Here is a 26,513-nt window from a genome sequence, read left to right on the forward strand (position 1 = left end):
TCAACGACCTCAATCTTAAAACCTTTCGTTCCTGACGGTGTCTGTCACGACTGATTCCCCGGCATCGCCTGCAATGACAGGTCTCGGCGAAACCCCCATCCGAAGCACCCGCAAGGGCCTCATAAATAAAATCGATTAGTCCTTGACAACGCCCCCCGGCGGTTTATCTTGATCGGCGAGTTCAAGGATAGATGTACTCGGAAGCCGCGTTTCGTCGACCGATCTGTCTGTACATCCTGTAATTCGGTTCAATGTCATACCTTCCCCTGATCCTGCTCGTAATCCTCGTTCTGATCGTCGCGGCCGTAATCGTTACCCTTTCCTCTTTCATCGGCAGAAAAAAGACCAGCGCATCCAAGCTCGCTTCTTATGAATGCGGCGTTCCGCTGAAGGACTCCGCGCGGAAGAACTTCTCCGTCAAGTTCTACCTGATCGCCATCCTTTTCATCCTTTTCGACGTGGAGATTATTTACCTCTACCCATGGGCCGTCGTTTATGGCGATCTTCAGTTATTCGGCGCCGCGGCCATGGGGGTTTTCTTCCTCCTGCTCGTCATCGGATTCCTGTACGAATGGAAACGGGGTGCCCTGGAATGGGATTAGAAGACCAGCTGCAGGAAAACGTCATGACCACCAAGGTCGACGCGGTGGTGGGCTGGGCCCGGAAGAACTCGCTCTGGCCGATGCCCTTCGGCACCGCGTGCTGCGCCATCGAGCTCATGGCGACCCTGGCGTCCCGCTTCGACCTGGCCCGGTTCGGGGCCGAAGCCATCCGATTTTCACCACGGCAGTCAGACCTGCTGATCGTTTCGGGGCGGGTATCCATCAAGATGATGCCCGTACTGAAGAAGATCTACGACCAGATGCCGGAGCCCAAATGGGTCATCTCCATGGGGGCCTGCGCCTCCTCCGGCGGCGTATTCAATACCTACACCCTGGTGCAGGGCGTGGATCAGTACATCCCGGTGGATGTGTATATCCCCGGCTGTCCACCCAGGCCCGAGAACGTGATCCAGGCGTTGATGAAGATCCAGGAGAAAGTAGCCCAGGCTAAAGCAAACTGATGAATAGAAAAACCATCGCAAAGCTTCTGCTCGACATCAAAGCCGTAACCATCAACGTAGAAGCGCCCTACCATTACAGTTCCGGTATCATCTCCCCGATATATTGCGATAACAGGCTGATCATATCGTGCCTGGAAGAGCGCAAGGTGATCATCGATACGTTTCTCGAGATCATCGACGGACTCGATACGCCACCGGATGTCATCGCGGGCACGGCGACGGCCGCCATTCCCTTCGCCGCATGGGTTTCCAGCCGCCTGGACCTGCCGATGGTCTATGCGCGGTCGGGCCAGAAGGGATACGGCAAAGAGCACCGGATCGAGGGAACGCTGGCTCCCGGCCAGAAGGTGCTGTTCACCGAAGACCTGGTCACGACGGGCGGGGGCGTCCTGAAAGCCGTCGAGGACGCGGTCAAGTTCGATGTGGAAGTGATCGGGGTGGCCACCATATTCGAGTATGGCCTGCCCGCCGCTACGGAGGGATTCGGGAAAGCCGGCCTGCCGAAGTGGAGCATGGCGGACTTCGTGACCGTACTGGACGTCATGAGCGAGCGGGGCGAACTTTCGGACGACGACCGGGAGATCGCCATGGACTGGCAGTCGGACCCACGCGGCTGGGGCAGCAAGATGGGGTTCGAATAAATGGGGGAAGATGTGGAAAACCAGGAGGAACGCGAGACCGAAGGTGTTGGCCGTCCTGAATCTGAACCGGGCACCGTCACGGCGCGCATCCGGACCAGGTTCGGCGACGCGTCGGTCAGCACCGGCAACGCGGTGGGTTGCGAAAGTGTCACCGCGGAGCGGGATGCGCTTCTTCCGTTCATGACCTTCCTTAAAGACGATCCGGAACTGTCCTTCGACTATCTCGTCGACGTGACCGCCGTGGACCGCCTGCGGCTGGACGAGGAAATCCGGTTCGCCGTGGTGTACCAGCTGTATTCCTACAAACACAACCGCCGTTTCAGCGTCAGTGTGCCCGTTCCGGAAGCGGACCCCCGGATCGGTTCGGTGGTGTCCGTCTGGCCGGGCGCCAACTGGCTGGAGCGGGAGGTGTACGACATGTACGGGATCGTATTCGAAGGCCATCCCGACCTGCGACGGATCCTGATGCCCGATGATTTCGGTTCCTATCCCTTAAGAAAGGACTATCCCCTGCACGGCAAGGGGGAACGGGACAATTTCGTTTTCTAGCGTCTACTGTAAACACCGGCCTTGCCGGCCTTGCTGGACCGGACGGACCGGAGGACGGATCGCCTGTCTAGGACGGACCGCCGGGATCGCCTGAACCGCCTGGACTGCCTGGACCTGACAAACCAGGCCACCGGAAGTACGCACCGTGAATACCACACCGATCGACAAGCTCGCAGAGACGGACCTCGAGGAAATCCGCAACGAACGGGTGTCTTTCGAGCGAACGCCGGACATGCCGACCGAGCATATGATCCTCAATTTCGGTCCCCAGCACCCCGCCACCCACGGGACGCTGCACATGGTGCTGGAACTGGACGGGGAAAAGGTCGCGGGCGCCACGCCCCATCTCGGCTACCTGCACACCGGTTTCGAAAAACTGGGCGAGTACCGGAGCTACAACCAGTTCGTCACACTGACCGACCGGATGAACTACCTGTCGCCCCTGTGCAACAACATCGGCTATACCCATGCGGTCGAAAAGCTTATGGACATCGAAATCACGCCGCGGTGCCGGAATATCCGGGTCGCCCTGGCCGAACTCTCCCGCCTCGCCGACCACCTGCTTTGCGTAGGCACGGCCGCCCTCGATATCGGGGCCTTCACCGCCTTCCTGTACGGGTTCCGGGCGCGGGAGGTGCTGTACGATCTGTTCGAGGCGGTTTGCGGCACGCGGCTGACCACCAGCTACACGCGCGTGGGCGGGCTCCTGCGCGACGTGCCGGTGAACTTCGCGGAAATGGCCCGGGAATCCGTGGAAGAGACCCTGCGGGCCACCGCGGAAATCGACCGGCTCCTGACGCACAACCGCATCTGGCGCGACCGGACCGAGGGCGTGGGCGTCCTCTCGGCGGAAGACGCCGTGGCCTGGGGCGCCACGGGGCCGGTGCTCAGGGCCTCCGGCGTAGACTGGGACATTCGGAAGAACGAGCCGTACCTCGGGTACGAAGCCTATGATTTCGACATCCCCATCGGCCGCAACGGGGACGTGTACGACCGCTATCTCGTGCGGATGGAGGAGATCAGGCAGAGCGCGAAGATCGTTCGACAGGCCGTGGAGGACCTGCCCACAGGGCCCGTGAACGCCGACGAGGAGCACGCGGTGCTGCCCGAGAAATCGGAAGTGTACGAATCCATGGAGTCGCTGATCTATCACTTCAAGATGACCATGGAAGGACACGGGCCGACGCCGCCGGTGGGCGAGGTGTACGCCGCTACCGAGGCGCCGAACGGAGAACTCGGGTTCTTCATCGTCAGCGACGGCAGCCGGGAACCTTACCGGATCCGCGTGCGTCCGCCGTCATTCGTGAACTTTTCCATGTTCCCCATGTTGATCAGGGGGCATATGCTATCCGACGTGGTGGCGATATTGGGCAGCCTGAACGTCATCGCCGGAGAACTGGACCGCTAGATTGGCGACACCACTCGAATTCACGGACGCTGCGCGGGAGCGCGCGGCGGAGATCCTGGACCGCTATCCCGCGGAATACAGGAAATCGGCCGTCGTACCGCTCCTTCATCTCGCGCAGGAAGAATGGGGGTACGTATCGCCGGAGGCCATGGCCTGCGTGGCCAGGCTGATCGGCTGCTCGCCCGTCAAGGTCGCGGAGATCGCGACGTTCTATCCCATGTTCAACCGGGAACCCGTGGGCGAGCACGTGCTGGCCGTATGCCATACGCTGCCCTGCGCGCTGACCGGTTGCGGGAGCGTTTTCGACCACCTGTCGGAGAAACTCGGCGTAGGGCTGGGCGAGACCACGGAGGACGGCCGGTTCACGCTGAGGAAGTCGGAATGTCTTGCGGCCTGCGACCGGGGCCCCGTGCTCCTGGTCAACCGGCGCCTGCACACCTACGTTTCCCCGGAGAAGGTCGACGGGATACTCGCGGAACTCGAGAAGGAAACCGATAAAGGATAGGGCTATGGCCGCACCGCTCGAAATCCTGACGGCGCCCCTCCCGGCGGAAACCGATCCCGGCGACATGGACGGCTACCTGGCCGGCGGCGGTTACGGCGCGGTACGGAAGGCACTGAAGTCCATGAGCCAGGCCGAGCTGATTGAGGAGATCAACGCCTCGGGGATAAAGGGCCGCGGCGGGGCCGGGTTCTCGACGGGCATGAAGTGGAACCTCTGCGCCGACCGGTTTCCCCGGTACCTGTGCGCCAACGCCGACGAAAGCGAACCGGGCAGCTTCAAGGACCGGCTCCTTCTGGAGTCGAAGCCCCACCAGATCATCGAAGGCATGATCATCACCAGCTACGCCCTGGGGATCAACCTGGGCTACATCTATATCCGGGGCGAGTTCTTTCAGATCATCGACCAGATGGAAGCCGCCCTCGAGGACGCCCGGAAACATGGCTTTCTGGGCGCCGATATCCTGGGAACGGGCTACGACCTCGAGCTGTACGTCCATCCAGGCGCGGGGGCCTACATCTGCGGAGAAGAGACGGGCCTGATCGAGTCCCTCGAGGGCAACCGGCCCTACCCCCGGCTGAAGCCGCCCTATTTCCCCGCTGCCATCGGGCTCTGGGGCCAGCCCACGATCGTCAACAACGTGGAGACCATGGCCCAGATCGCCACCATCGTCGACATGGGTGCGGAAGCCTACACAGCCATCGGCTCGGAGGAGGATACGACCGGTCCTCGCCTCTTCGGACTGTGCGGTCACGTAAACAAACCTGGCATCTACGAGTACGATTCCGAGGTCACGCTGAGGGAGCTGATCTACGACGCGGCCGGCGGCATCCGGGACGGCAACCGGCTGAAAGGCGTCATTCCGGGCGGCATCTCGGCGCCGATCCTGACGCCGGAAGAAATCGATACGCCTATGGGCTTCGGCGCTCTGGGCAAGCTGGGGTCCATGGGCGGTACCGGCGGGATCATCGTGATGGACGAGACCACCAGCATGGTGGACGCCCTGCTCAACGCGTCCTCCTTCGCCGCCCACGAGTCCTGCGGCCAGTGCACGCCCTGCCGCGAAGGAGTGCCCTGGATGAACGACATCCTGCGGCGTATCCGCAACGGCCAGGGCAGGGACGAGGACCTTGACCTGCTGCTCGACATCTGCAAGCAGATCCACGGCCACACCGTCTGTGTCTTCGGCCAGGCGCCGGGCGTCTGGCCCGTGCGCACCATTCTCGTCAAGTACTGGCCCGAGTTCAGGGCCTGCATCGAACGGAAGGAACTGGTCGTCCTGCCCCTGGAGGAATCCTACTTGCGGCCCGATCAGTATGAGCACATTCCCCCCGTACCCGGCAATTTCCGGCTGAAGGCCGACGAAGCCGATGCCGCCGGATGAGCGAACCATGGCAACCATAACGATAGACGAACAGCAATACACCGTGGAAGAAGGCCGCAACCTGATCGACGCGGCGGCGGACCTGGGCATCGACATCCCCCATTTCTGCTACCACCCCGGCCTGGCGCCGGACGGCAACTGCCGGATGTGCCTGACCGAGATGGAGATCCGGCCCGGGCAGTTCGGCATCGTCACCTCGTGCACGATTCGGATCAAGGACGGGATGAACTTCCGGTTCAATTCCCCGGCGGTGCTGGACAACCGCAAGGGGATCATGGAGTTCCTGCTCATCAACCACCCCCTGGACTGTCCCTGGTGCGACCAGGCCGGGGAGTGCAAGCTGCAGGACCATTCCTTCGACCACGGTCGGGGCCACAGCCGGTTCGTCGAGACCAAGCGCGTCCCGCCGAAGAAGGACCTCGGGCCGCACATCACGCTGTACACGACGCGCTGCATCCTGTGCCAGCGCTGCACCCGATTCTGCGACGAGATCACGGGGACGTCGGAACTCGGCGTCGTCCAGATGGGCAGCAAGTCCGAGATCGCGACCTTCGAGGACATGCCCCTGGACAACAAGATGTCGGCGAACGTGGCGGACATCTGTCCCGTGGGCGCCCTGGTCACCAAGGACTTTCTCTACAAGCCCCGCATCTGGCATTACGACAAGGTGGATACCGTATGTCCGGGATGCGCAACGGGGTGCAACACCACGCTGGAAGTCCTGCACCAGCAGGTCTACCGCACCAAACCCCGGCACAACGAGGAGGTCAACGGGTACTGGATGTGCGACGAAGGCCGGTTCTGCTACCACGGCTGGCAGGGTGCGGACCGGCTGAAGGCGCCACTGAAGCGGGTAGACGGTGAACTCCGGCAGGCCACCTGGCCCGATGCCATGGACGCGGCCGTCAGCGGCATACAGGCCGTCCTGGACGGTGAAGGGGATTCCGCCATGGGAGTGGTCGGATCACCCATGGCGACCAACGAGGAGAACTACCTGCTGCGCAGACTGGGGGCGGAGGCCTTCGGATCGCCGCGGACCGGACTCGACCGCAAGCCCGATGGAGAAGCGTGGACGGCGAAGAGCGGATTCCACATCGACGCGGACAAGACGCCCAACACACGGGGCGCCAGCGACATGCTCGGCGCCCAATCGCTGGAAGATATCCTGCAGGGCATCGATGACGGCTCGATTCGGGGGCTCTACGTGCTGGGCGGTGATATCGGCCGGACCCTGTCACCGGAGGAGGCGGAGGCTTTCCGCAAGCTCGAATTCCTGGTGGTGCACGACGTGCATCGTTCCGACCTCGCCGAGCTGGCCGATGTGGTCTTCCCCGGTGCGATTCCCTTCGAGAAGAACGGAACCATGACCAATGGGCAGGGCCGCGTGCAGCGGCTGAACCCCGCCTATCCGCCGCCCGGTGGCGCGCGGGAGGACGGCGCGATTCTCCGGTACGTGGGACAGCGTATGGGCGTCGACCTGGGCGGGACGGACCCCGCCGGGACGGACCCGGCCGGCGTCCTGGAGGAGATCGCCGGAAGCGTGGATGGATACGCGGGACTCACCTACGACCTGATCGGCGGTCAGGGCGCCATGACGGGCGGTGAAGGGCCGTCCGAGGCCGCGGGAGGCTAGTGGATTGGTCGTGGACCCCATGATCCTGGAAGGCGCCATCGCCCTGGTCAAAATCGGCATCCTGCTGGGGGTGGTGTTCACTACCGTTGCGTACCTCACCTTCATGGAACGCCGGGTAAGTGCCTTGATCCAGGACCGGCTCGGTCCCAACCGCGTCGGTCCCATGGGCCTGCTGCAGCCGCTGGCCGACGGCATCAAGTTCATGTGGAAGGAAGAGTTCATCCCGGCAAGCGCCGACCGAAAGCTCTTCGCCATCGCGCCGGCCCTGATCCTCGTGCCGGCCCTGCTGATCTTCGCCGTAATCCCCATAGGCGGCGAAGTGACCATCCCCGCCTTCACCCTCTTCGGCCTGCAGATCCAGGAGACGACGACCACGCTGCAGATCATCGATCTGAACGTCGGCATCCTGTACATCCTGGGCATGACCTCCATCGCGGTGTACGGAATCGCCCTGGGGGGATGGAGCGCCAACAACAAGTTCACCCTGCTGGGCGGGATCCGGTCGTCGGCGCAGATGATCAGCTACGAACTGTCGCTGGGCCTGTCCATCATCGGCATCCTCATGCTCACGGGGTCGCTTCAGATGAGCAAGATCGTCGCGGCCCAGGATACCTTCTTCGACTGGTTCATCTTCCGCCAGCCCCTGGCCTTCGTGATCTTCGTCATCGCGGCCTTCGCCGAGAACAACCGCCTGCCCTTCGACCTGGTGGAGTGCGAGCAGGAACTCGTCGGCGGTTACCACACGGAATACAGCAGCATGCGTTTTTCCATGTTCATGATCTCGGAATACGCCAGCATGATCGCGGCCTCCGCCCTGATGGCGACCCTCTTCTTCGGCGGGTGGCACATGCCCTTCGAGGACCAGGTCGGCCCGGGGCTGGTCACCCTGTACCAGGTGGCCGGGTTCCTGCTCAAGACGGGATTCTTCCTCTTCGTCTATATCTGGGTGAGGTGGTCGCTGCCCCGTTTCCGGTACGACCAGTTGATGGCGATCGGATGGAAGGTGCTGCTGCCGCTGGCGCTGTTGAACGTCGTAATCACCGGAATCTGGATGCTGGTCTGATAGGGGAGTGTGATCCATGGCAATCATCGTTGAAGCGCGCAAGATGACCCTGGCGGAGCGGCTGTACCTTCCCGCGGTGATCAAGGGCATGCTCCTGACTCTCGCGCACCTATTCAGGAAGAAGGTCACCATGCAGTACCCGGAGGTGCAGAAGATCCTGCCGCCCGGATACCGCGGCGCTCACCGGCTCAACAAGGACGAGCAGGACCGGGTCAAGTGCGTGGCCTGCGAGATGTGCGCCGTGGCCTGTCCCGCCGACTGCATCACCATTGAGGGCATGGAGACGGAATGGAACGACCGGGAGAAGATCCCCCGCACGTTCCAGATCGACATGCTCCGGTGCATTTTCTGCGGCATGTGCGTGGAAGCCTGTCCCGAAGACGCCATAGACATGACGGACGATATCGAACTCGTGGCCACGTCGCGGGAAGAGATGATCTGGGACCGGGAACGCCTGCTGAAGAACTACGATGAAACCAAAGACCAGGAGGGCACGCTGGGCCAGGTCCTTCGAAAGAGCCGGGAGGCCTTCACGCGCCCCCGGGGAGATCAGCTTCCCGACCCGGGCAGTTCGGGCGGTCATTGAGAGGCCGGGCGGCCATTGAGCGGCCGGGCGAACCGGATGGTCCGATCGACTGTTGAGCGGCCGGGCGAACCGGACGGACCGATCGACTGTTGAGAGGCCGGGCGAACCGGACGGACCGCCCCGTCGAGATACCATGGAACTATACTTCTTCCTTTTCTTCGCCATTGTAGCCGTCGCGAGCAGCGTGGCCATGATCCTGCAGCGCAACCCGATCTACTGCGTGCTGCTGCTCATCATGGTCATGATCTCCATCGCCGGCCTGTACCTGATGCTGGACGCCCAGTTCGTCGCGATCATACAGATCGTCGTGTATGCCGGCGCCATCATGGTCCTCTTCCTCTTCGTCATTATGCTGCTGAACCTGAGCCGCGAGGAGGGCGGGGTATTCCGGATCCAGAAACCGCTGGCCGTCGTACTGGCCGCGCTGCTGTTCCTGCCGGTGGCGGCCATGATCATGTCCTACACTGGAGGCGGGACGACCCCCGCGGCGGATGGCGACGTCGCCGGGTTCGGCGAAGTGGAACAGATCGGAACGCTGTTGTTCACGAAATACCTGCTGCCCGTGGAGATCGCGGCCGTACTCCTGCTGATCGCCATCGTGGGCGCCGTGGTGCTGACGCGCAAGGGCACCGTTTCAGTAGGCGAGTGAAGGGCTGACCTTGCCGGATTCGACGAACCCATGATCCCTGTCACCTATTACCTGGTCCTGAGCGCCGTGCTGTTCCTGGTCGGCGCCACCGGCGTGCTGGTACGGCGGAACGCCATCATCGTGCTCATGGGCATCGAGTTGATGCTCAACGGGGCCAATCTCTCTTTCGTGGCCTTCGCACGGCAGTTCGGCATGGCCGACGGCCACATCTACGTGTTCCTGGTGATTACCGTGGCGGCCGCCGAGGTGGCGATCGGCCTCGCCCTGGTGATCCTGTTGTTCCGCAACCGCGGAACGGTCAACATCGACGAGGTCCGGTCCCTGCGCTGGTAGCCGGCTCGGCCGGCCCGCCCAGAAGCCTTAGTGAACCCCATGACCGAATCCTTCAGTTACGTCTGGCTGATCCCTTTCCTGCCCCTCCTGGGGGCTTTTATCAACGTATTCTTCAACCGGAACCCCCGCGTATCCGGGATGATCGCATGCGCCACGGTGGCCTTGTCCTTCCTGCTCGTGCTGGGCGTCTTCTTCCAGCTCATCGGACTGCCGGCCGGGGAACGCAGCGTCGACGTGGTCGTCTATTCGTGGATCACGACCGGCACCTTCGCGGTGGACGTGGCCTTCCTGATCGATCCGCTTTCGACGGTCATGATGCTGGTGGTGACGGGCGTCGGCCTGCTGATCCACGTCTATTCCATCGGTTACATGGGCAAGGACGCCTGCTGCGTCCGTTATTTCTCCTATCTGAATCTGTTCATGTTCGCCATGCTCATCCTCGTGATGGGCAACAACTTCCTGCTGATGTTCGTCGGCTGGGAAGGGGTCGGGCTTTGTTCCTACCTGCTGATCGGGTTCTGGTGCGAAAGGCAGTCCGCCGCGAGCGCGGGCATGAAGGCCTTCGTGGTGAACCGCATCGGCGATTTCGCCTTCATCCTGGGCCTGCTCCTGATCTTCCTGTACGCCGGCTCGCTCACCTACGCCGACGTGTTCGCGGCGGACCCGGCCGTGCTTGCCCCGGTCATCACGGCCGTCACCCTCTTGCTCTTCATCGGGGCCATGGGCAAGTCCGCCCAGGTGCCCCTCCACGTCTGGCTGCCGGACGCCATGGAAGGCCCCACGCCGGTCAGCGCGCTGATCCACGCGGCCACCATGGTGACCGCGGGCGTGTACATGGTCGCCCGATGCCACGTGCTCTTCGCGCAGTCCGCCACGGCCATGACCGTCGTGGCCGTCGTCGGCGCGGTCACGGCCATCTTCGCCGCGTGCATCGCCCTGACCCAGTACGATATCAAGCGCGTCCTGGCCTATTCCACCGTGAGCCAGCTGGGGTACATGTTCCTGGCCTGCGGCGTCGGCTATTTCACCGCGGGGATCTTCCACCTGGTCACCCACGCGTTCTTCAAGGCCCTGCTGTTCATGGGCGCGGGCAGCGTCATACACGCGCTGGAACACGCCCTGGAGAAGGGCAGGGACCCCCAGGACCTCCGCAACATGGGCGGGCTCCGCGATCTCATGCCGGTGACCTACAAGTCCATGCTGCTGGCGACCCTGGCCATCGTGGGGATCGCGCCCTTCGCGGGTTTCTTCAGCAAGGACCTGATCCTGCTGGGCGCCTTCGTCAACGCCCCCGTGCTGTGGCTGGTCGGCCTGGCCACCGGGGCGATGACCGCCTTCTACATGTTCCGGCTGCTGTTCATGACCTTCGGCGGCGAGACCCGGCTGAGCCGGGACGAAACCGAGAAGGTACGCGAGTCGTCCCGAGTCATGACCATACCGCTGGTCGTGCTGGCCGTTCTGTCCACCGTGGGCGGATTCATCGGCATCCCCCACGTGTTCGCGGCGGGCATGGACCGGTTCGGCGGATTCCTCGCGCCGGTGTTCTCCACACTGCCGGAGGCGCAGGTCCCCTCAGCGAGCGTCGAAGTGGTGTTGATGGTCCTGGCGCTGCTGCTGGCCGCGGCCGGGATCTGGGGCGCTTACACCGTGTACATTCGGGGTAACAAGGTTTTCGACCGCCTGGTGCCGCAGGCGCTGTATACGCTGTCGCTGGAGAAGTTCTACGTGGATGAAATCTACGACACTTTCATCGTGGGACCGGTGAGGAAAATCGCCCGGGGATGCTGGCGTATCCTGGATGCCGTGATTATCGACGGGGGGCTGACCCTGGCCGCCCTCACGGTACGCAGCATGGGGAACGCGATCCGGTATACGCAGACGGGGGTCGTTCAGAACTACGCGCTGATCATGGTCATCGGCGCGCTCGTGGTGTTCGCCTATATCACCGGATACCTTGGACCGTAAACCTGGACCGTAACCGGGGACCACAACCCCGAAGGAACCGAAGGTACTGTACATGACGGAACTGCCCTTCCTGTCCCTCATCATCTGGCTGCCGGTCCTCGGTGCCGTCCTGCTCCTCTTCGTCAAAGGGGACACGGCCGCCCGGTGGGTGGGATTCGGCGTTTCGGCCCTGGTGCTCGTGCTCTTCGCGGTCTGCTTCGGCGCCTTCAAGGAGCACGTGGGCGAACCACAGTTCGTGGAGCGCATGCCCTGGATCGAATCCCTTGGCGTGTCCTATCACGTCGGTGCGGACGGGATCAGCATCCTTCTCGCCGGGATCACCGCGCTCATGTGGCCCCTGGCCCTGCTCGGCACCTGGACGATCGTGAGCGAACGGGTCCGGGCCTACCAGGTGTTCATGCTGCTGATGGAAACCACCCTGATGGGCGTGTTCTTCTCCCTCGACCTGTTCCTGTTCTTCCTCTTCTGGGAAGGCATGCTGATCCCCATGTACTTCCTGATCGGCATCTGGGGTTACGAAAACAGCGCCCGGGCGGCCCTGAAGTTCTTCCTGTTCGCCGTGTTCGGCAGCCTGCTCATGCTGGCCGCGGTCATCACGCTGGCCTTTCTCCATCACCAGGCACACGACGTCCTTACCTTCGAGATGGCGGCGCTTTACCAGCTGTCCATACCGCCGGAGGCCCAGTTCTGGCTCGCCCTCGCCTTCATCGCCGCCTTCGCTGTGAAGGTGCCCATGGTGCCCTTTCACACATGGTTGCCCGATGCCATCGTCCTCGCCGTGGTGCTCGTCAAGATGGCGGCCTACGGGTTCATTCGCCTGACCCTTCCGCTGTTTCCCGATGCCCTCACCGAGTTGGCGCCCCTGATGTGCGCCGTGGCCGCGGCCGGGATCGTCTACGGCGCGCTGATCGCCCTGGCGCAATCGGATATCCGGCGGATGATCGCCTATTCGACAATCAGTCACGCGGGGTTCGTCGTGCTGGGCGTATTCGCCTTGAACCAGCACGGCATCCAGGGCGCGGTCGTCCACATCGTCAGCCTGGCGCTGTCCACGGGCGGACTGTTCCTGGCCGCCATGATGCTCGTCCAGCGCCGGAATACCTGGGACATGGAAGCGTACGGCGGGCTGTGGCACACGATACCGGTATTCTCCGCTTTCCTGCTCGTGTTTACCCTGGCCTCCGTGGGACTTCCGGGCCTTAGCAGTTTCGTCGGGGAGTTTCTCATACTGGTCGGCGTGTTTCAGCAGAATATCCTGATCGCGGCCGTCGCGGCCACGGGGATCATACTGGCGGCCGTCTACATGCTCAGGATGTACCGCAAGGTGGTCTTCGGCCCGTTGACGCGGGAGGAGAACCGGGGGATCAGGGACCTGTCGTTCCGGGAGACGGCCGTGCTTGCCTGCATGACGCTGTTCATCATCTGGATCGGGGTGTATCCCAATCCTTTCTTAAGGACCATGGAGGCTTCGGTGCAGAAGCTGCTTGTCCAGACCCATCGACTCGCCGAGACGCCACCGGCCGGAGTCGTACCCATTTCCATTGAATCGATGACGCCGGCGATGGATCCGGCTGGCCCCGCGGACCCGGCCGGCACGGACGCCAACTCTGAAATCAGCCAGGATACGCGATGAATTCGGCCCTGCCCGCCATAGACCTCTACGCAGTGATGCCGCAGATCGTGCTCGTGTCCGCCGCGACCGTGGTCCTGATCGTCGGCCTGTTCGAACGGTTTCGCAAGGGGATCCCCTACCTTTCCCTGCTGCTCCTGGCGGTATCCGGCATCTTTGCCGTGAACCAGTTGGGCCGGGGACCCGTCGCCTTCTCGGATACGTCGCCCATGATGGTGATGGACGACTTCAGCCTGGTGGCCACCCTGGTGTTCATCGCAGGCGCCGTGTTGACCGTATTGATCTCCATCTCCTATGCCGAAGCCCGTTCCATCGACCGCGGGGAGTACTACGCGCTGCTCATCTACGCCGTGTCCGGCATGAGCATGATGGCGGCGAGCACAGACCTCTTCACCTTTTTCCTGGGATTGGAAGTACTCTCCATTTCGCTTTACGTGCTGATCGGATTCGAACAGCGGGACGCCGGATCGAACGAGGGTGCGCTGAAGTACTTCCTGCTGGGTGCTTTCGCCAGCGGATTCATTCTCTACGGCATGGCCCTGCTCTACGGCGCGAGCGGCAGCACGGAGTACGAAGCCATCGCGCGCACGCTGGGCGGGGAGCGCAGCGACGCCGTGAATCTCCTGCTGCTCGGTGGATTGGGCCTGCTCCTGGTCGGGATCGGTTTCAAGATCTCCATGGTCCCGTTCCACGCCTGGACGCCGGACGTTTACCAGGGGGCGCCGACTCCTGTCGCGGCCTTTCTGTCCACCGGTTCCAAGGCGGCCGCCTTCGTGGTGTTGATCCGGCTGCTCGGTTCGGTTTTTCCCGGTCTGCAGATGGAATGGATCCCGCTGATCTCTGTGCTGGCGGTGCTCACGATCGCCGTCGGCAACGTCGTGGCGCTGGTCCAGACGAACTTGAAAAGGCTGCTGGCCTACTCGAGCATCGCCCATGCCGGCTACATGCTGCTGCCGCTTATGGCGGTCAGCCCGGACAGCCAGGACGGCAGCGCGAGCATCGTCTTCTATCTGATCGTATACACGGCGATGAACCTGGGCGCCTTCGGGGTACTGGCCGTGCTTTCCGCCCGAGGAGCGCCCTGCGCGACCCTGGACGACCTGGCCGGCCTGGGCAGCCGTCGTCCATTGCTCGCCGCGATCATGGCCATTGTCATGTTTTCCCTGGCCGGCATTCCGCCTACGGCCGGGTTCATGGCCAAGTTCTACCTCTTCAGCGCGCTGGTGTACGGAGGTTACGTGGAACTGGCCGTGATCGGCCTGCTGTTCAGCGGGGTGTCGCTGTACTACTACCTCCGCGTCGTAGTTTGGATGTACATGCGGCCCGCAGCCGAAATGCCGGCCGAAGCGGCCGGCCGCCTGTCCTACAGCGGCATGACCGCGCTTTGCCTCTCCGCCCTGGCCATCCTGGCCGTAGGCGTTTTCCCCTCCGAATTGCTTCAGCTGGCCGAGCTTGCGGTCATGACGCTGCCGTAATCCAGGCCGATCCGCCGCGCTCGCCCATGGACCGGCAACGGCGAATTGGGTTGACTTCCGGACGGTTTCATCCCATATATTCAGGTATTTCAGCGGGCGCCACCGCCAGCCAACCGGAGGGCATTCATAGACTTCCGAACCATCAGCGCGCCGGTCCAGGACCATCTCGACCAGTTCGAGCAGAAGATCAGCGAGATATCCCGATCCGACGTGGAGGTCATCAATCAGATCTGGGCCCACCTGGTTCGCACCAAGGGCAAACGGCTGAGACCCGCGCTGGTATTTCTCTCGGCCTCGGCACACGGTACGCCTTGCCGGGAGACCATGCTGGCGGCATTCATCATCGAGCTTTGCCACACCGCGACGCTGATTCACGACGACGTGGTGGACCGTGCGACCACGCGCCGCGGCCTGCCCACGCTGAATTCCAAATGGGACAACCACGTCTCGGTGCTGATGGGCGACAATGTGATCGCCAGGGTGTTGACGCTGATCGCGAAACTCGACTGCTCGCGGATCACGGCGAAGATCGCGGCATGCGTGGAACGGTTGACTGAAGGCGAGTTGCACCAGGCCATCCGCCGGTTCAACATCCGGACGACCGAGGCGGAGTATTACCGTATCATCAGCAACAAGACGTCCTCGCTCATCGCGTGCGGGTGCGATTCCGGCGTATATCTCGCAAGCCGTTCGGCCGAGACAGCCTGCCGGTTCGGCGATTTCGGCGAGAAACTCGGCATGGCTTTCCAGATCACCGATGACATCCTGAATTTCACGGGGGACGAAGATGTCATCGGAAAACCGAGGGGCAACGACTTCCGGGAAGGGACGGTCACCCTGCCGCTGATCCACGCCCTCCGGAACGCTACCCCCGAAGGCAACCGGCGCGTGGAGCAGTTGATGAAGGAGGAATGGAGCGACCGGGTCTGCGACGAGATCGTCGAGTTCGTCCACGCCCACGACGGCATCCGCTACGCGAAAGGCAAAGCGCTGGCTTACGCGGAGGAGGCCAAGCGGATCCTCCGCGACGAGCCGGAGACCCGGGCGAAGGACGCGCTCCTGAACATGGTTGACTACGCCACAGAACGGGATCGATGATGCAGGTATGGAAACGATATCCGTAATCGTCATTACCTATAACGAAGAACCTCATATCGATACCTGTCTGCGGAGCGTTTCCTGGGTGGACGAAATCGTGGTGGTGGACTGCGGTAGCACCGATCGTACGGTCGAGATCTGCAACGGCCACGACAAGGTCCGGTTGTATCACGAAGGCCGGCACGGCAGCGGACAGCAGAAGCAGCAGGCGCTGGACCGGGCGGTTTCCGAATGGGTGTTGAACCTGGACGCGGACGAACGGCTGAGCGAGCCGCTTCAGTCGGAGATCCAAAGCCTGCTCGAAGCTTCCGCGCCCTGCGACGGCTATCATATCCGGAGGGAGAATCACTTCCTCGCCCGGCACATCCGCCATGCGGCCGGCTGGGGGGACGACCGACCGCTCCGGCTGTTCCGCCGGAGCAAGACGAAGGTTACCCGGACCCAGGTCCACGAGACCTTCGTCGTCGACGGTTCCACCGGCCGCCTCGATGCGCCGCTGGTACACGATGCCTACACCAGCCTGTACCAGTATATCGAGAAGCTGAACGAGTACACGTCGATCGAAGTGAGGAACCGTCTGAGAGCGCGGCCGGAACGGAAGATCACCTGGGTGCACATAGCCCTTGCTCCCCTGGGGACTTTCTGGAAGCTGTACGTGATGAAAAGAGGATATCTCGATGGGATGCAAGGACTTTTGCTTTGCCTGCTCTCATCGGTATCGGTCATGTCCGGGTATGCGAAGACCTGGGAATACGGGATGTACAGGAGGCGGGGCGGCCGGATGTTCCCGCCCATACGAACCGAAGAGGTACGTACCCGGCAGCCGGGCTACAACCGGCTGATCCGGGGTGGCGACGACGAATTCAACTGGAAGGACGACTGACCACCGATGGGCCTTAAAGATTCTCTCTACAAGACGGCGTCCCGGTACGAGCCCCTTCAGCGGATCCTGCGCGATTCCATCGTAGCGCGGAAGCTGCGGTTTCCGGAAGTGATCAGTATCGAGGGGTCGAGTTACTGCAACGCCGACTGCATCATGTGCCCGCGGGAACTGTTGAGCCGCAAGAAGGGCAACATGTCCATGGACCTGTACCGCAAGATCATCGACGAATGTGCCGAAAACGCCCGGTACATCCGGCTCATACAACCCTTCATGTTCGGAGAGTCGTTCATTAACAAGAAGCTCGTCGACATGATCGCGTATACGAAAGAAAAGCTGCCCCGCGTGCCGGTCAGCGTGAGCACCAACGGTTCCCTGATCACACCGCAGAAGGCGCAGGAGCTCATCGATTGCGGGCTGGACAAGATCAACATCGACATCGACGGGGCGACGGCGGAGACCTTCGAGGCGGTGCGTGTCGGGCTCGACTACGAACAGGTGGTGGAGAACGCGCGGTACCTGATGGAACTGAAGCGGTCCGTCCGCAGCAAGACGCCTGAAATCACGGTGACTATCATCAATATGGCCGAGACCCAGCACGAGATCGACGCGTTCCGGGACCTCTGGAAGCCCATCGCCGACCACGTGGTGGTACAGAGCTACACGACCTGGACGGGCAGCGTGGAGGACAAGAATGTGGGCGAGCAGGCCGAAGCATCGGCCGCCGGCGGTTTCACCTTCCCCTGCAAGCATCCCTGGGAGGAGTTCGTCATCGCGAACGACGGCCGGGTGTCCATCTGCTGTCTCGATTTCGACTTCAAGGTAGAGGTGGGCGACGTCTCGAAGCAGTCGATCAGGGAAGTCTGGAACGGCGCTCCGATCCAGGAGATCCGTCAGAAGATGATCGAGAACCGGTACGACGAACTCGAGATCTGCAGCCAGTGCAACAACTACATCTTTCAGACGGAATGCGCCTGGCACCAGGTGTGGAAATGATGCCGGTGGAAATGATGCTGGCGGACCCGCCTGGATATCCGTAATCGTCCCCGATCCGATCCCGATCCGATCCCAATCCCGCACGCCAATGTTTAGAGGATTGCCATGGCCGGCATGGCGCCCGCGCGCATCCTGCAGGTATGTTCCTCCCTGGCCTGGGGCGGTACGGAAATGCACGTTCCGATCCTGTCTGGAAAACTCCGGGACCGCGGTCACGACGTGCGCCTGGTACTTCACCCCGATGGATCGATTGCCGGTGAGGCCCGTGAACGGGGCTTCACGGTGGAACCCGTCCCCATCGGCGGTTACGTGAACCCCCTTTCGACCTGCGCGCTGCGGGGCTGCATCCGCCGCTTCCGGCCCCGCGTACTCCACCTTCACCTGTCCCGTGACCTCTGGCAGACCGTGCCCGCCGTGCGGCTGGCGGGGTTCGAAGGACCGCTGCTGCTCACCAAGCACGTCGGTTCCTACGTATCGAAGAAAGACCCGCTGCACCGCTGGCTGTACCGGCGCGTCTCCCGCGTCATCACGGTATCGGAGACGCTGAACAGGAACGTGCGGGAGACCTGCCCCATCCCGCCGGACCGCGTGGTGACGGTGCATCCGGCCCTGGATCTGGAACGGTTCGATCCGGCTCGCTACGACCGGGGAAACACGAGAAGGTCGCTCGGAATCGCCTCTGAAGCCCTGCTGGTGGGGACCGTGGGCCGCATATCTCCGGGCAAGGGTTTCGAGGAGTTCCTGCATGCCGCCCGGTTGCTTCGGGACCGCCATCCGGAGCTGCACCTGCGGTTCGTCGTGGTGGGCGAAGCGAGCTACGGCGAGGAGGCGTACCACGACGGAATCGTTCGACAGGCCCGGGAACTCGGCCTTGGTGAATCCGTGCTGTTCACGGGCTTCAGGCGAGATATTCCCGCCTTGCTGAACGCGATGGACGTTTTTATATTCCCCTCCAGAGCAGAGGGTTTCGGCGCGACGGTCATCGAGGCGATGGCCATGGGCGTGGCCTGTGTATCGACCCGGTCGGACGGCACGCTGGACACGGTGGAGGACGGCGAAACGGGCCTGGTTTTCCATGGAGGCGACGCGGACGGGCTCGCGCGATCGGCCGAATCGCTGCTGAAGGACGAGCGGCTGCGCGCGCGCATCGCCGAGACCGGTCGCGCCCGGGCCCGGTCGCGCTTCAACCTCGACGCCATGACCGACCGGGTGGAAGCGCTCTACGCCGCCTCGATGACCTCTCCCCTGACCCCCTAATCGACCCCCCATGAATCTGTATCTCCGAGTACTTTCCTACGTAAAACCCTACTGGTACTTCATGGCCGGCGCCATGGTATGCATGGCCTGTTTCGCACTGACCAGCAGCGCCACGGTCTGGGTGGCCCTGCCCTTTCTGCAGACCCTCTTCGGCCAGGATACCGTGCAGACGGTTCAGGACGGTCAGCCGGGTCAGCCGGGGCAATCCGAGGAGCCCGGGCAGATCGGTCAGCCGGGGCAAACCGGGGAGCCCGGGCAGGCCGGGCAAGGCGGGCAGGCCGGGCAGTTCGAACTGGCGCAGGATTCGGCGAACAGGCTGGAGCAGCGCACCGGGATGACGGGCTTGCGGGAGACGTTGAAGGACCGCACCAACGACCTGATCAGGCGGCCGACCAAGCAGGCGACCCTCGAGCGTCTCTGCCTGATCATTTTGTTCATCCTCCTGCTCAAGAACATCAGCAGTTACCTGCAGGCCTACCTGATGGCCTATGCCGAGAACGGGGTCATCAAAGACCTCAGGAACCACCTGTATATCCATCTGCACCGTCTTTCCCTGTCCTATTTCCATCGGGAACGCACAGGGGAACTCATCTCCCGCGTATCCTACGACGTCATGAAGATCAACGGGACCATCTCGGCCGCCTTCGGCACGCTGGTCAAGGAACCCATGCTGGTCGTGGTCTTCCTCGCGATCCTTCTGATCCTCAGCTGGCAGTTGACGCTGGTATCCCTGGTCCTGCTGCCCTTGAGCGTCCTCGTCATCACCACGGTGGGCCGGCGACTTCGCCGGAGCAGCACCGCCTCCCAGGAGGCCATGGCCGACCTGACCTCGACGCTCCAGGAGACTGTGGCCGGCGTGCGGGTGGTCAAGGCCTTCAACATGGAGTCCTTCGAAATCGGCAAGTTCAAGCGTCAGACGCAACACTACTTCCGCACGCTGCTCCGCCTGACGCACATGCACAACCTGGCCAGCCCCGTCACGGAGATCCTGGGCGGCGTCGTGGGCCTGGCGATTCTCTGGTACGGCGGCCGGCAGGTCCTGGAAGGCGGCCTGCTGGCGCCCGAGGACTTCCTGACCTTCTTCCTGGCCCTCTTTTCCCTGATGAAACCGGTCAAGGAACTCGGCCAGGTACACAACCGGATCCAGGAAGGGATCGCCGCCGCCGACCGCGTGTTCTCCGTGCTGGACACGGCCCCTGAAATCACGGACGCACCGGGTGCGGTCCCCCTGCCCGACCTGCGGCGTGAGATCCGGCTCGATCGCGTAACTTTCCGTTACGATTCGGTCTCCGATCCCGCCCTGGAAGAGATCGACCTGGTGGTCCGATCGGGCGAGACCGTGGCGCTCGTGGGACCCAGCGGCGGTGGCAAGTCCACCCTGGTGGATCTCGTCGCGCGGTTCTACGATCCGACCGGGGGCCGCATCGAAATCGACGGGAAAGATCTGCGTTCGGTCACCGTGGCCTCTCTCCGGGAGAAGATGGGCATCGTTACCCAGGACGTGATCCTCTTCAACGATACGGTACGCAACAACATCGCCTACGGCGTGGCGGACATACCCCGGGAACGAATAAAGTCCGCCGCGGCCGCCGCGAACGCGGACGCCTTCATCGAGCAGTTGCCCGATGGGTACGAGACTTTTCTCGGGGAGCGGGGCGTGCGGCTTTCCGGCGGGCAGCGCCAGCGCATCGCCATCGCCCGGGCCATCCTGAAGGATCCCCAGATCCTCGTATTCGACGAGGCCACGTCCAGCCTGGATACCGAGTCCGAGTTGCTGGTACAGGAGGCTATTGACCGGCTGATGAAGGGCAGGACGGCCCTGGTCATCGCCCATCGCCTGTCGACGGTGCAGAAGGCGGACCGGGTGGTCGTGGTCGACCGCGGCCGGATCGTCCAGACCGGCGACCACGGGTCGCTGATCCAGGAAGACGGCCTGTACCGGAAGCTCTACAACCTGCAGTTCCGGGACCAGGAACCGGTCGCGGAATAACGGACGGCCGATGATGTGGTATCCTATCGAGAAACGGCTCAAGACCCGGGTGCTCAAATGGCTGGCCAGCCATCCCCTGGGCGATCGCCGCGCGCCGCCCGGTGAGGTCGATCCCGATCGCATCGGCCGGATCCTGATAATCCGGCAACACGACCAGTTCGGCGACTTCCTGCTTACCACCCCCGCGATCCGCGCGCTGCGGACGCGGTTTCCCGCCGCGCACCTTTCCCTGGTGGTCCGCGCCTACCTGTACCCCGTGGCCGCGAACAACCCGGATGTGGACGAGGTCCTGCTGTTCCACGAATCCGGTTTTCGGTGGCGGCCCCGGGACATCCGGTCCTTCATCGATCTCATGCGCGACCCCGTCGACCTCGCCGTCGTGTTCAACACAGTCTCCCACTCCCTGTCCAGCGACCTCATCGCCTGGCTTTCGGGCGCCCCCGTGGTCATGGGACCCGAAACGCCCACCTTCGACCACCTCGATCACAATCCCTTCTACACGATCAACGTACCCGTGCATGCTGAACCCAGGCACCAGATCCAGCGGAACCTGGACGTGGTGCGGTACGTGGGCGCCGATACGGACGACCTGTCCTACCGTTACGCCATGACAGAGGAGGAAAGCGCGGCCGGGCGGGCGGTGATCGATGGCCTGGCCGAGGATCCGGGGAAGCCCGGAGGTCCCGTGATCGCCGTCCATTTCGGCACCGGAGACGCGAGGAAGCGGTACCCCGTGGAGCACCTGGCACGGGTCTGCGATGAGTTGGCCGCGCGGCGATCCGCCCGGGTCCTGGTCATCCCCGCACCGGGAGAAGAAGGACTGCTTCGCACACTGCGCGAAGCGGCATCTTCTCCGTTGCACGGCGCACCGCCCCTGTCGCTGCGGGAGGTCGCCGGCGTGATCCGCGCCGCGGACCTGCTCGTATGCAACGACACCGGGGTCCTCCACCTGGCCGCCGCCGTGGAGACGCCTACCCTGTCCTTCCACGCTACCAGCGATCCGGCCTACTGGAAGCCGCCCGGCGCAAGGCACCGCGCCTTCTACGCGGCCAGTCAACGGATCGAGGAGATCCCGCCGGACCGCGTGTACCGCGAAATCACCGCCATGATCGACGATTCAGGCAGCGCCGGAACGGGCGAGATCATCCGGGTCTGAACCCGGTCCGGGACGGCCTTATTCACTTGACAGGACCCCGGCCCGCCCATACCATGTTGCCCGCTCAGGCGAACGCCTCCATGGCACGGGACCGGGTGAACATGGCGACCAAACTCGACCTGGGCTGCGGACCCTTCGGAAAGCTGGAAGGGGCCGTCGGCCTGGACATCAACGACGCGGCGCACGTGGACGTCGTGCACAGCCTGGACGACTACCCCTATCCCTTCGACGACGCGCAGTTCGATCATATCGAGATGTCCCATATCCTGGAGCACATCCTCCAGCCGTCCCGGGCCATGGACGAAGTGTATCGCATCGCGCGGTCCGGGGCGTCGATCCGCATCGTCACGCCCCACTACTCGTCGCAGCTGTCCTACGGCGACCTGACGCACTATCATCACTTCGGCTACGTGACGATCACCCAGATCTGCAGGGACGGGCGGTTTCGAATGGACGAATGCAGGCTGATCTTCAGTGACCTCTACCGGGTACTGGGCATAAGCCTGCTCGCCAACTGGTTTCCCCGCAGATGGGAGAAATACCTGGCGTTCATCTTCCCGGGCATGTACGTGGAGGCGAAGCTGACCGTGGTCAAGCCTTGAACGGGATGGGATGAACCGGAGGACTTAAATGACTGATTCGACGGATGCCGCCGGCAGCAAGGGCACCTCGACGGACGCCGTCGGCAGCAAGGGCACCTCGACGAACGCCGCCGGCAGCAGGGGCACCTCGACGAACGCCGCCGGCAGCAGGGCCGCCGCTGCGCTGCACCGCTACTGGCGGGCCAATATACGGATCATGGCCGTGCTGCTCGGGCTGTGGGCCCTGGCCGGACTGGGGGCCGGCATCCTGTTCGCCGACGCGCTCAACGCGTACCGCATATCCGGCACCGGCTTTCCCCTGGGATTCTGGTTCGCCCACCAGGGCAGCATCATCGTGTTCGTGCTGCTCATACTGGCCTACTGCCTGTACATGAACCGCCTGGACAACCGGCACCGCCGTGAACTCGAAACCACCAGGCAGGAAGGGTAGGGGCAGCCCATGTCGGTACAGGCTTGGACCTATTTCTTCGTGGCCCTGTCTTTCGGCCTCTACCTCTTTATCGCCTGGCGGACCCGGGTCCGGGACACCCGGGGTTTCTACGTCGCCGGACGGGGCGTGCCCGCGGCGGCCAACGGCATGGCCACGGCCGCCGACTGGATGAGCGCGGCGTCATTCATTTCCATGGCCGGGCTGATTTCCACGATGGGATACGCCGGCGGCGTCTATCTCATGGGCTGGACGGGCGGTTATGTGCTGCTGGCGCTGCTGCTCGCGCCCTACCTGCGGAAATTCGGCCACTATACCGTACCGGACTTCGTGGGCGACCGCTTCGCGTCGGACCTCGCGCGCGTGGTGGCTGTCTCCTGCGCCATTTTCATCAGCTTTACCTACGTGGCGGGGCAGATGCGTGGCGTGGGCGTCGTCTTCAGCCGGTTCCTCGAAGTGGACATCCATATCGGCGTCATCATCGGGATGGCCATTGTCTTCATCTACGCGACGCTCGGGGGGATGAAGGGCATCACGTGGACCCAGGTCGCCCAGTACTGGGTGCTCATCACCGCCTTTCTGATCCCCGCCATCGCCATCAGCATCAAGCTCACGGGAAGTCCCCTGCCTCAAGCGGGACTCGGCACCACCCTGGAGCCTTCCATCGCGGGCCAATCGGGCGTATACCTGCTGGAGAAGCTCAACCAGATACATGCCGACCTGGGATTCAGCAGCTACACGGCCACCTTCGTGGGAGGGTGGGACAAGGTCAATGTATTCTGCGTGGCCCTCGCCCTCATGGTGGGCACGGCGGGCCTGCCCCATGTGCTCGTCCGGTTCTATACCGTCAAATCAGTCCGCGCGGCCCGCTGGAGCGCCTTCTGGGCGCTGCTGTTCATCTCCCTGCTCTACCTGACGGCGCCCGCGACCGCGGCCTTCGCGCGGTACTACATGATCGACAGCCTGAACGGCAAGTCCGCGCAGGAACTGCCCTCGTGGTTCGAAAACTGGGAGAAGACCGGCCTGATCTTGTGGATGGACGACGGAGACGGCGTCATGCGGTATTCGGCCGGTGACGACAACGAGATCTTCCGCGGCGGCTCCCTGTCGGCCGCCGAACTGGCCGACGTGCAGGTCGACCACCAGGCCTGGCTCGATTCGGAGGGCGCCGAGGGTGCGGACGGACGCACGGCCCTCAGGGCTCGGGGGCTTTCGGGCCCGGACCGTGACATCATCGTACTGGCGACGCCGGAGATGGCCGAACTGGCCAGCTGGATCATCGCGCTTGTCGCGGCCGGCGGCCTGGCGGCGGCCCTGTCCACCGCCAGCGGGTTGCTACTCGTCATTTCGTCCAGCGTTTCCCACGATCTGTACTACCGCGTACTGCGCCCGAACGCGACCGAGAGTCAGCGGCTCTCCGTGGGCCGGGGCGTGATCGGCATCGCCGTGATCGTGGCCGGCGTATTCGGCATCTACCCGCCGGGATTCGTCAGCCAGGTGGTGGCCTTCGCCTTCGGCCTCGCCGCCGCGAGCTTCTTCCCCGCCATCGTACTGGGCATTTTCAGCAAGCGCGTGGGTACGATACCCGCTGTTTGCGGTATCCTGGCCGGCATCGGCTTTACGGCTTTCTACATCATCGCGTGCGTGTTCTTCGACATGGAAACCTGGACCTTCGGACTGTTTGCGAACGGCATCAGTCCCCAGGGGATCGGCTCGATCGGCATGCTGATCAACTTCGCCGTGACCCTGGCGCTCACGCCGCTTTTCCCCAAACCCGGCAAGGAAATCGAGGCCATGGTCGACTCGGTCAGGGAACCGGAAGACGCGGGTCCCGCGGTGATGATCGAGACGGCCCCGGAACATTGATCCGCGGGAGCCGGCGCCATGTCCCTCTCCGTCATCATCATCGCCCGGAACGAAGCCCAGAGGATCGAAGCCTGCCTGCAGAGCGCGCGGTTCGCCGACGAGATCGTGCTCGTGGACTCGGGGAGCACTGACGACACCGTCGACATCGCGCGGGAGTACGCCGACCACGTCGTCGAATCGGAGTGGCTGGGTTACGGGCCGACCAAGCAACTGGCCCTGGAGCATGCCACGGGCGACTGGATACTCTGGCTGGATGCCGACGAGCGCGTTCCGACGGATCTGCGGGATGAAATCCTCGCCGCCGTGGCCAACGTAGCCGTTGCGGCCAAGGGCGATTTCGCCGGTTACCGGATCGCCCGGAAGACGTTTTTCCTGGGACACTGGATCCGGCACTGCGGATGGTACCCAGACTACGTGCTTCGCCTCTTCCGGCGCGGGGCCGACCCCCGGTTCACCGACGACGAGGTCCACGAGGCGCTGCGCATCCGGGGACCGGTCGCCGATCTGAAGCACCCCATGATCCACGATACCGATCCCACCCTCCACCACTACCTGGCCAAGTTCAACAGCTTCACCAGTCTTGGCGCCCGCCAGCTCTACCGGTCGGGCCGGCGTTTCCGTTTGACAGATCTGGTTTTCCGTCCGATTTTTACCCTGTTCAAAATGTACGTGTGGCACAGAGGTTTCCTGGACGGCCTGCCGGGCTTCATCCTGTGCGGCCTTTCCGCCTGTTACGTTTTCACCAAGTACGCCAAGCTCTGGCACCTACACCTCCGGGGCTCCGCCGACGCCGAATCCGGCGCGGGGGGCTCATCCTCCTGAAACCGCGCATCCACCGGCGTCTTCCATGCAATCGCTGTCCGTCGTCGTGATCACGTACAATGAGGAGCGCAAGCTCCGGCGCTGCCTGGACCCGGTTTCCTGGGCCGACGAGATCATCGTGGTGGACAGCGGCAGCACCGACGGCACGCTGGAAATCGCGGAGTCCTGCGGGGGACGCGTGTTTCAGCGGCCGTGGTCCGGTTTTGCCGATCAGCGGAACTTCGGCATGGAGCAGGCCCGGGGGGACTGGATCCTCTTTCTCGACGCCGATGAATACGTCACGGAAGGGCTCGACACGTGGATCCGCGACCTGCTGCGGTCCGGCGGGGATTTCGACGCATACAAGATCCACCGACAGGAACACTTTCTCCGGTTTCCCATCCGCCACGGGACGCTCAACCCGAGTTACCAGCCTCGCCTCCTGAAAAACGGCAAGGGGTACTGGACCGGCGGCGCGCACGCCCACATCGAGGTGGACGGCCACGGTGAACTGGGCTTGATCCACGAAGACCTCTATCACGATTCCCACAACACGCTC

26 protein-coding genes are annotated in these 26,513 nt (G+C 63.2%); all 26 read left to right on the forward strand.

The window, feature by feature from the left end; translation table 11 throughout:
* Nucleotides 1–251: 251 nt before the first annotated feature.
* Nucleotides 252–602, forward strand: coding sequence for an NADH-quinone oxidoreductase subunit A (locus OXH56_05815; protein MCY3554822.1), 351 nt, complete (start codon nt 252–254; stop codon nt 600–602).
* On the forward strand, nt 593–1,063 hold the full coding sequence (locus tag OXH56_05820) for an NADH-quinone oxidoreductase subunit B (protein ID MCY3554823.1): 471 nt from the start codon (nt 593–595) through the stop codon (nt 1,061–1,063). The genes OXH56_05815 and OXH56_05820 overlap by 10 nt, the downstream gene beginning before the upstream one ends.
* Complete coding sequence (locus OXH56_05825; GenBank protein MCY3554824.1) at nt 1,063–1,704, forward strand: orotate phosphoribosyltransferase; 642 nt, start codon at nt 1,063–1,065, stop codon at nt 1,702–1,704. Before OXH56_05820 ends, OXH56_05825 begins: the two co-directional genes overlap by 1 nt.
* Nucleotides 1,705–2,253: an NADH-quinone oxidoreductase subunit C gene (locus tag OXH56_05830; GenBank protein ID MCY3554825.1), complete on the forward strand. Its 549-nt coding sequence runs from the start codon at nt 1,705–1,707 to the stop codon at nt 2,251–2,253.
* A gap of 145 nt (nt 2,254–2,398) precedes the next feature.
* The gene (nuoD, locus tag OXH56_05835) at nt 2,399–3,661 is read left to right on the forward strand and encodes an NADH dehydrogenase (quinone) subunit D (GenBank protein ID MCY3554826.1); all 1,263 of its coding nucleotides are present in this window, start codon (nt 2,399–2,401) and stop codon (nt 3,659–3,661) included.
* Nucleotide 3,662: 1 nt separating this feature from the next.
* Nucleotides 3,663–4,166, forward strand: a complete 504-nt coding sequence (locus tag OXH56_05840; GenBank protein ID MCY3554827.1) for an NAD(P)H-dependent oxidoreductase subunit E — start codon at nt 3,663–3,665, stop codon at nt 4,164–4,166.
* A gap of 4 nt (nt 4,167–4,170) precedes the next feature.
* Nucleotides 4,171–5,547 (forward strand): NADH-quinone oxidoreductase subunit NuoF, encoded by a 1,377-nt coding sequence (gene nuoF / locus OXH56_05845; GenBank protein MCY3554828.1) that lies wholly within the window; start codon nt 4,171–4,173, stop codon nt 5,545–5,547.
* A gap of 7 nt (nt 5,548–5,554) precedes the next feature.
* Complete coding sequence (locus OXH56_05850; GenBank protein MCY3554829.1) at nt 5,555–7,180, forward strand: molybdopterin-dependent oxidoreductase; 1,626 nt, start codon at nt 5,555–5,557, stop codon at nt 7,178–7,180.
* 19 nt (nt 7,181–7,199) lie between these two features.
* Complete coding sequence (gene nuoH, locus OXH56_05855; GenBank protein ID MCY3554830.1) at nt 7,200–8,243, forward strand: NADH-quinone oxidoreductase subunit NuoH; 1,044 nt, start codon at nt 7,200–7,202, stop codon at nt 8,241–8,243.
* Between the two features lie 16 nt (nt 8,244–8,259).
* Nucleotides 8,260–8,829 carry an NADH-quinone oxidoreductase subunit I gene (locus OXH56_05860; GenBank protein MCY3554831.1) on the forward strand — a complete coding sequence of 190 codons (570 nt, stop codon included), beginning with the start codon at nt 8,260–8,262 and terminating at the stop codon, nt 8,827–8,829.
* A gap of 133 nt (nt 8,830–8,962) precedes the next feature.
* Nucleotides 8,963–9,478: an NADH-quinone oxidoreductase subunit J gene (locus OXH56_05865; GenBank protein MCY3554832.1), complete on the forward strand. Its 516-nt coding sequence runs from the start codon at nt 8,963–8,965 to the stop codon at nt 9,476–9,478.
* A gap of 30 nt (nt 9,479–9,508) precedes the next feature.
* The gene (gene nuoK, locus OXH56_05870; GenBank protein MCY3554833.1) at nt 9,509–9,811 is read left to right on the forward strand and encodes an NADH-quinone oxidoreductase subunit NuoK; all 303 of its coding nucleotides are present in this window, start codon (nt 9,509–9,511) and stop codon (nt 9,809–9,811) included.
* 39 nt (nt 9,812–9,850) lie between these two features.
* Nucleotides 9,851–11,776, forward strand: a complete 1,926-nt coding sequence (gene nuoL / locus OXH56_05875) for an NADH-quinone oxidoreductase subunit L (GenBank protein MCY3554834.1) — start codon at nt 9,851–9,853, stop codon at nt 11,774–11,776.
* A gap of 52 nt (nt 11,777–11,828) precedes the next feature.
* Nucleotides 11,829–13,409, forward strand: coding sequence for an NADH-quinone oxidoreductase subunit M (locus tag OXH56_05880; GenBank protein ID MCY3554835.1), 1,581 nt, complete (start codon nt 11,829–11,831; stop codon nt 13,407–13,409).
* Nucleotides 13,406–14,881 (forward strand): NADH-quinone oxidoreductase subunit N, encoded by a 1,476-nt coding sequence (locus OXH56_05885; GenBank protein MCY3554836.1) that lies wholly within the window; start codon nt 13,406–13,408, stop codon nt 14,879–14,881. Before OXH56_05880 ends, OXH56_05885 begins: the two co-directional genes overlap by 4 nt.
* Nucleotides 14,882–15,091: 210 nt before the next feature.
* Nucleotides 15,092–15,979, forward strand: a complete 888-nt coding sequence (locus OXH56_05890; protein ID MCY3554837.1) for a polyprenyl synthetase family protein — start codon at nt 15,092–15,094, stop codon at nt 15,977–15,979.
* Nucleotides 15,980–15,986: 7 nt separating this feature from the next.
* Complete coding sequence (locus OXH56_05895) at nt 15,987–16,862, forward strand: glycosyltransferase family 2 protein (protein ID MCY3554838.1); 876 nt, start codon at nt 15,987–15,989, stop codon at nt 16,860–16,862.
* 6 nt (nt 16,863–16,868) lie between these two features.
* A complete protein-coding gene (locus OXH56_05900; protein ID MCY3554839.1) occupies nt 16,869–17,855 on the forward strand; it encodes a radical SAM protein in 987 nt (328 codons plus the stop codon).
* 105 nt (nt 17,856–17,960) lie between these two features.
* Nucleotides 17,961–19,112: a glycosyltransferase family 4 protein gene (locus tag OXH56_05905; GenBank protein ID MCY3554840.1), complete on the forward strand. Its 1,152-nt coding sequence runs from the start codon at nt 17,961–17,963 to the stop codon at nt 19,110–19,112.
* A gap of 10 nt (nt 19,113–19,122) precedes the next feature.
* Complete coding sequence (locus tag OXH56_05910) at nt 19,123–21,102, forward strand: ABC transporter transmembrane domain-containing protein (protein ID MCY3554841.1); 1,980 nt, start codon at nt 19,123–19,125, stop codon at nt 21,100–21,102.
* A 10-nt stretch (nt 21,103–21,112) separates the two neighbouring features.
* Complete coding sequence (locus OXH56_05915; protein ID MCY3554842.1) at nt 21,113–22,258, forward strand: glycosyltransferase family 9 protein; 1,146 nt, start codon at nt 21,113–21,115, stop codon at nt 22,256–22,258.
* A 101-nt stretch (nt 22,259–22,359) separates the two neighbouring features.
* Nucleotides 22,360–22,860, forward strand: a complete 501-nt coding sequence (locus tag OXH56_05920; protein ID MCY3554843.1) for a methyltransferase domain-containing protein — start codon at nt 22,360–22,362, stop codon at nt 22,858–22,860.
* 163 nt (nt 22,861–23,023) lie between these two features.
* Nucleotides 23,024–23,290, forward strand: a complete 267-nt coding sequence (locus tag OXH56_05925; protein MCY3554844.1) for a DUF4212 domain-containing protein — start codon at nt 23,024–23,026, stop codon at nt 23,288–23,290.
* 9 nt (nt 23,291–23,299) lie between these two features.
* Entirely contained in the window at nt 23,300–25,153 is a 1,854-nt protein-coding gene (locus OXH56_05930) for a cation acetate symporter (protein ID MCY3554845.1), read from the forward strand.
* Between the two features lie 18 nt (nt 25,154–25,171).
* Entirely contained in the window at nt 25,172–25,975 is an 804-nt protein-coding gene (locus tag OXH56_05935) for a glycosyltransferase family 2 protein (GenBank protein MCY3554846.1), read from the forward strand.
* A 25-nt stretch (nt 25,976–26,000) separates the two neighbouring features.
* The coding region (locus tag OXH56_05940) for a glycosyltransferase family 2 protein (protein MCY3554847.1) at nt 26,001–26,513 on the forward strand (513 nt) is incomplete at its 3' end.

This window comes from Gemmatimonadota bacterium, assembly GCA_026702745.1.
GTDB lineage: Bacteria > JAAXHH01 > JAAXHH01 > JAAXHH01 > JAAXHH01 > JAAXHH01.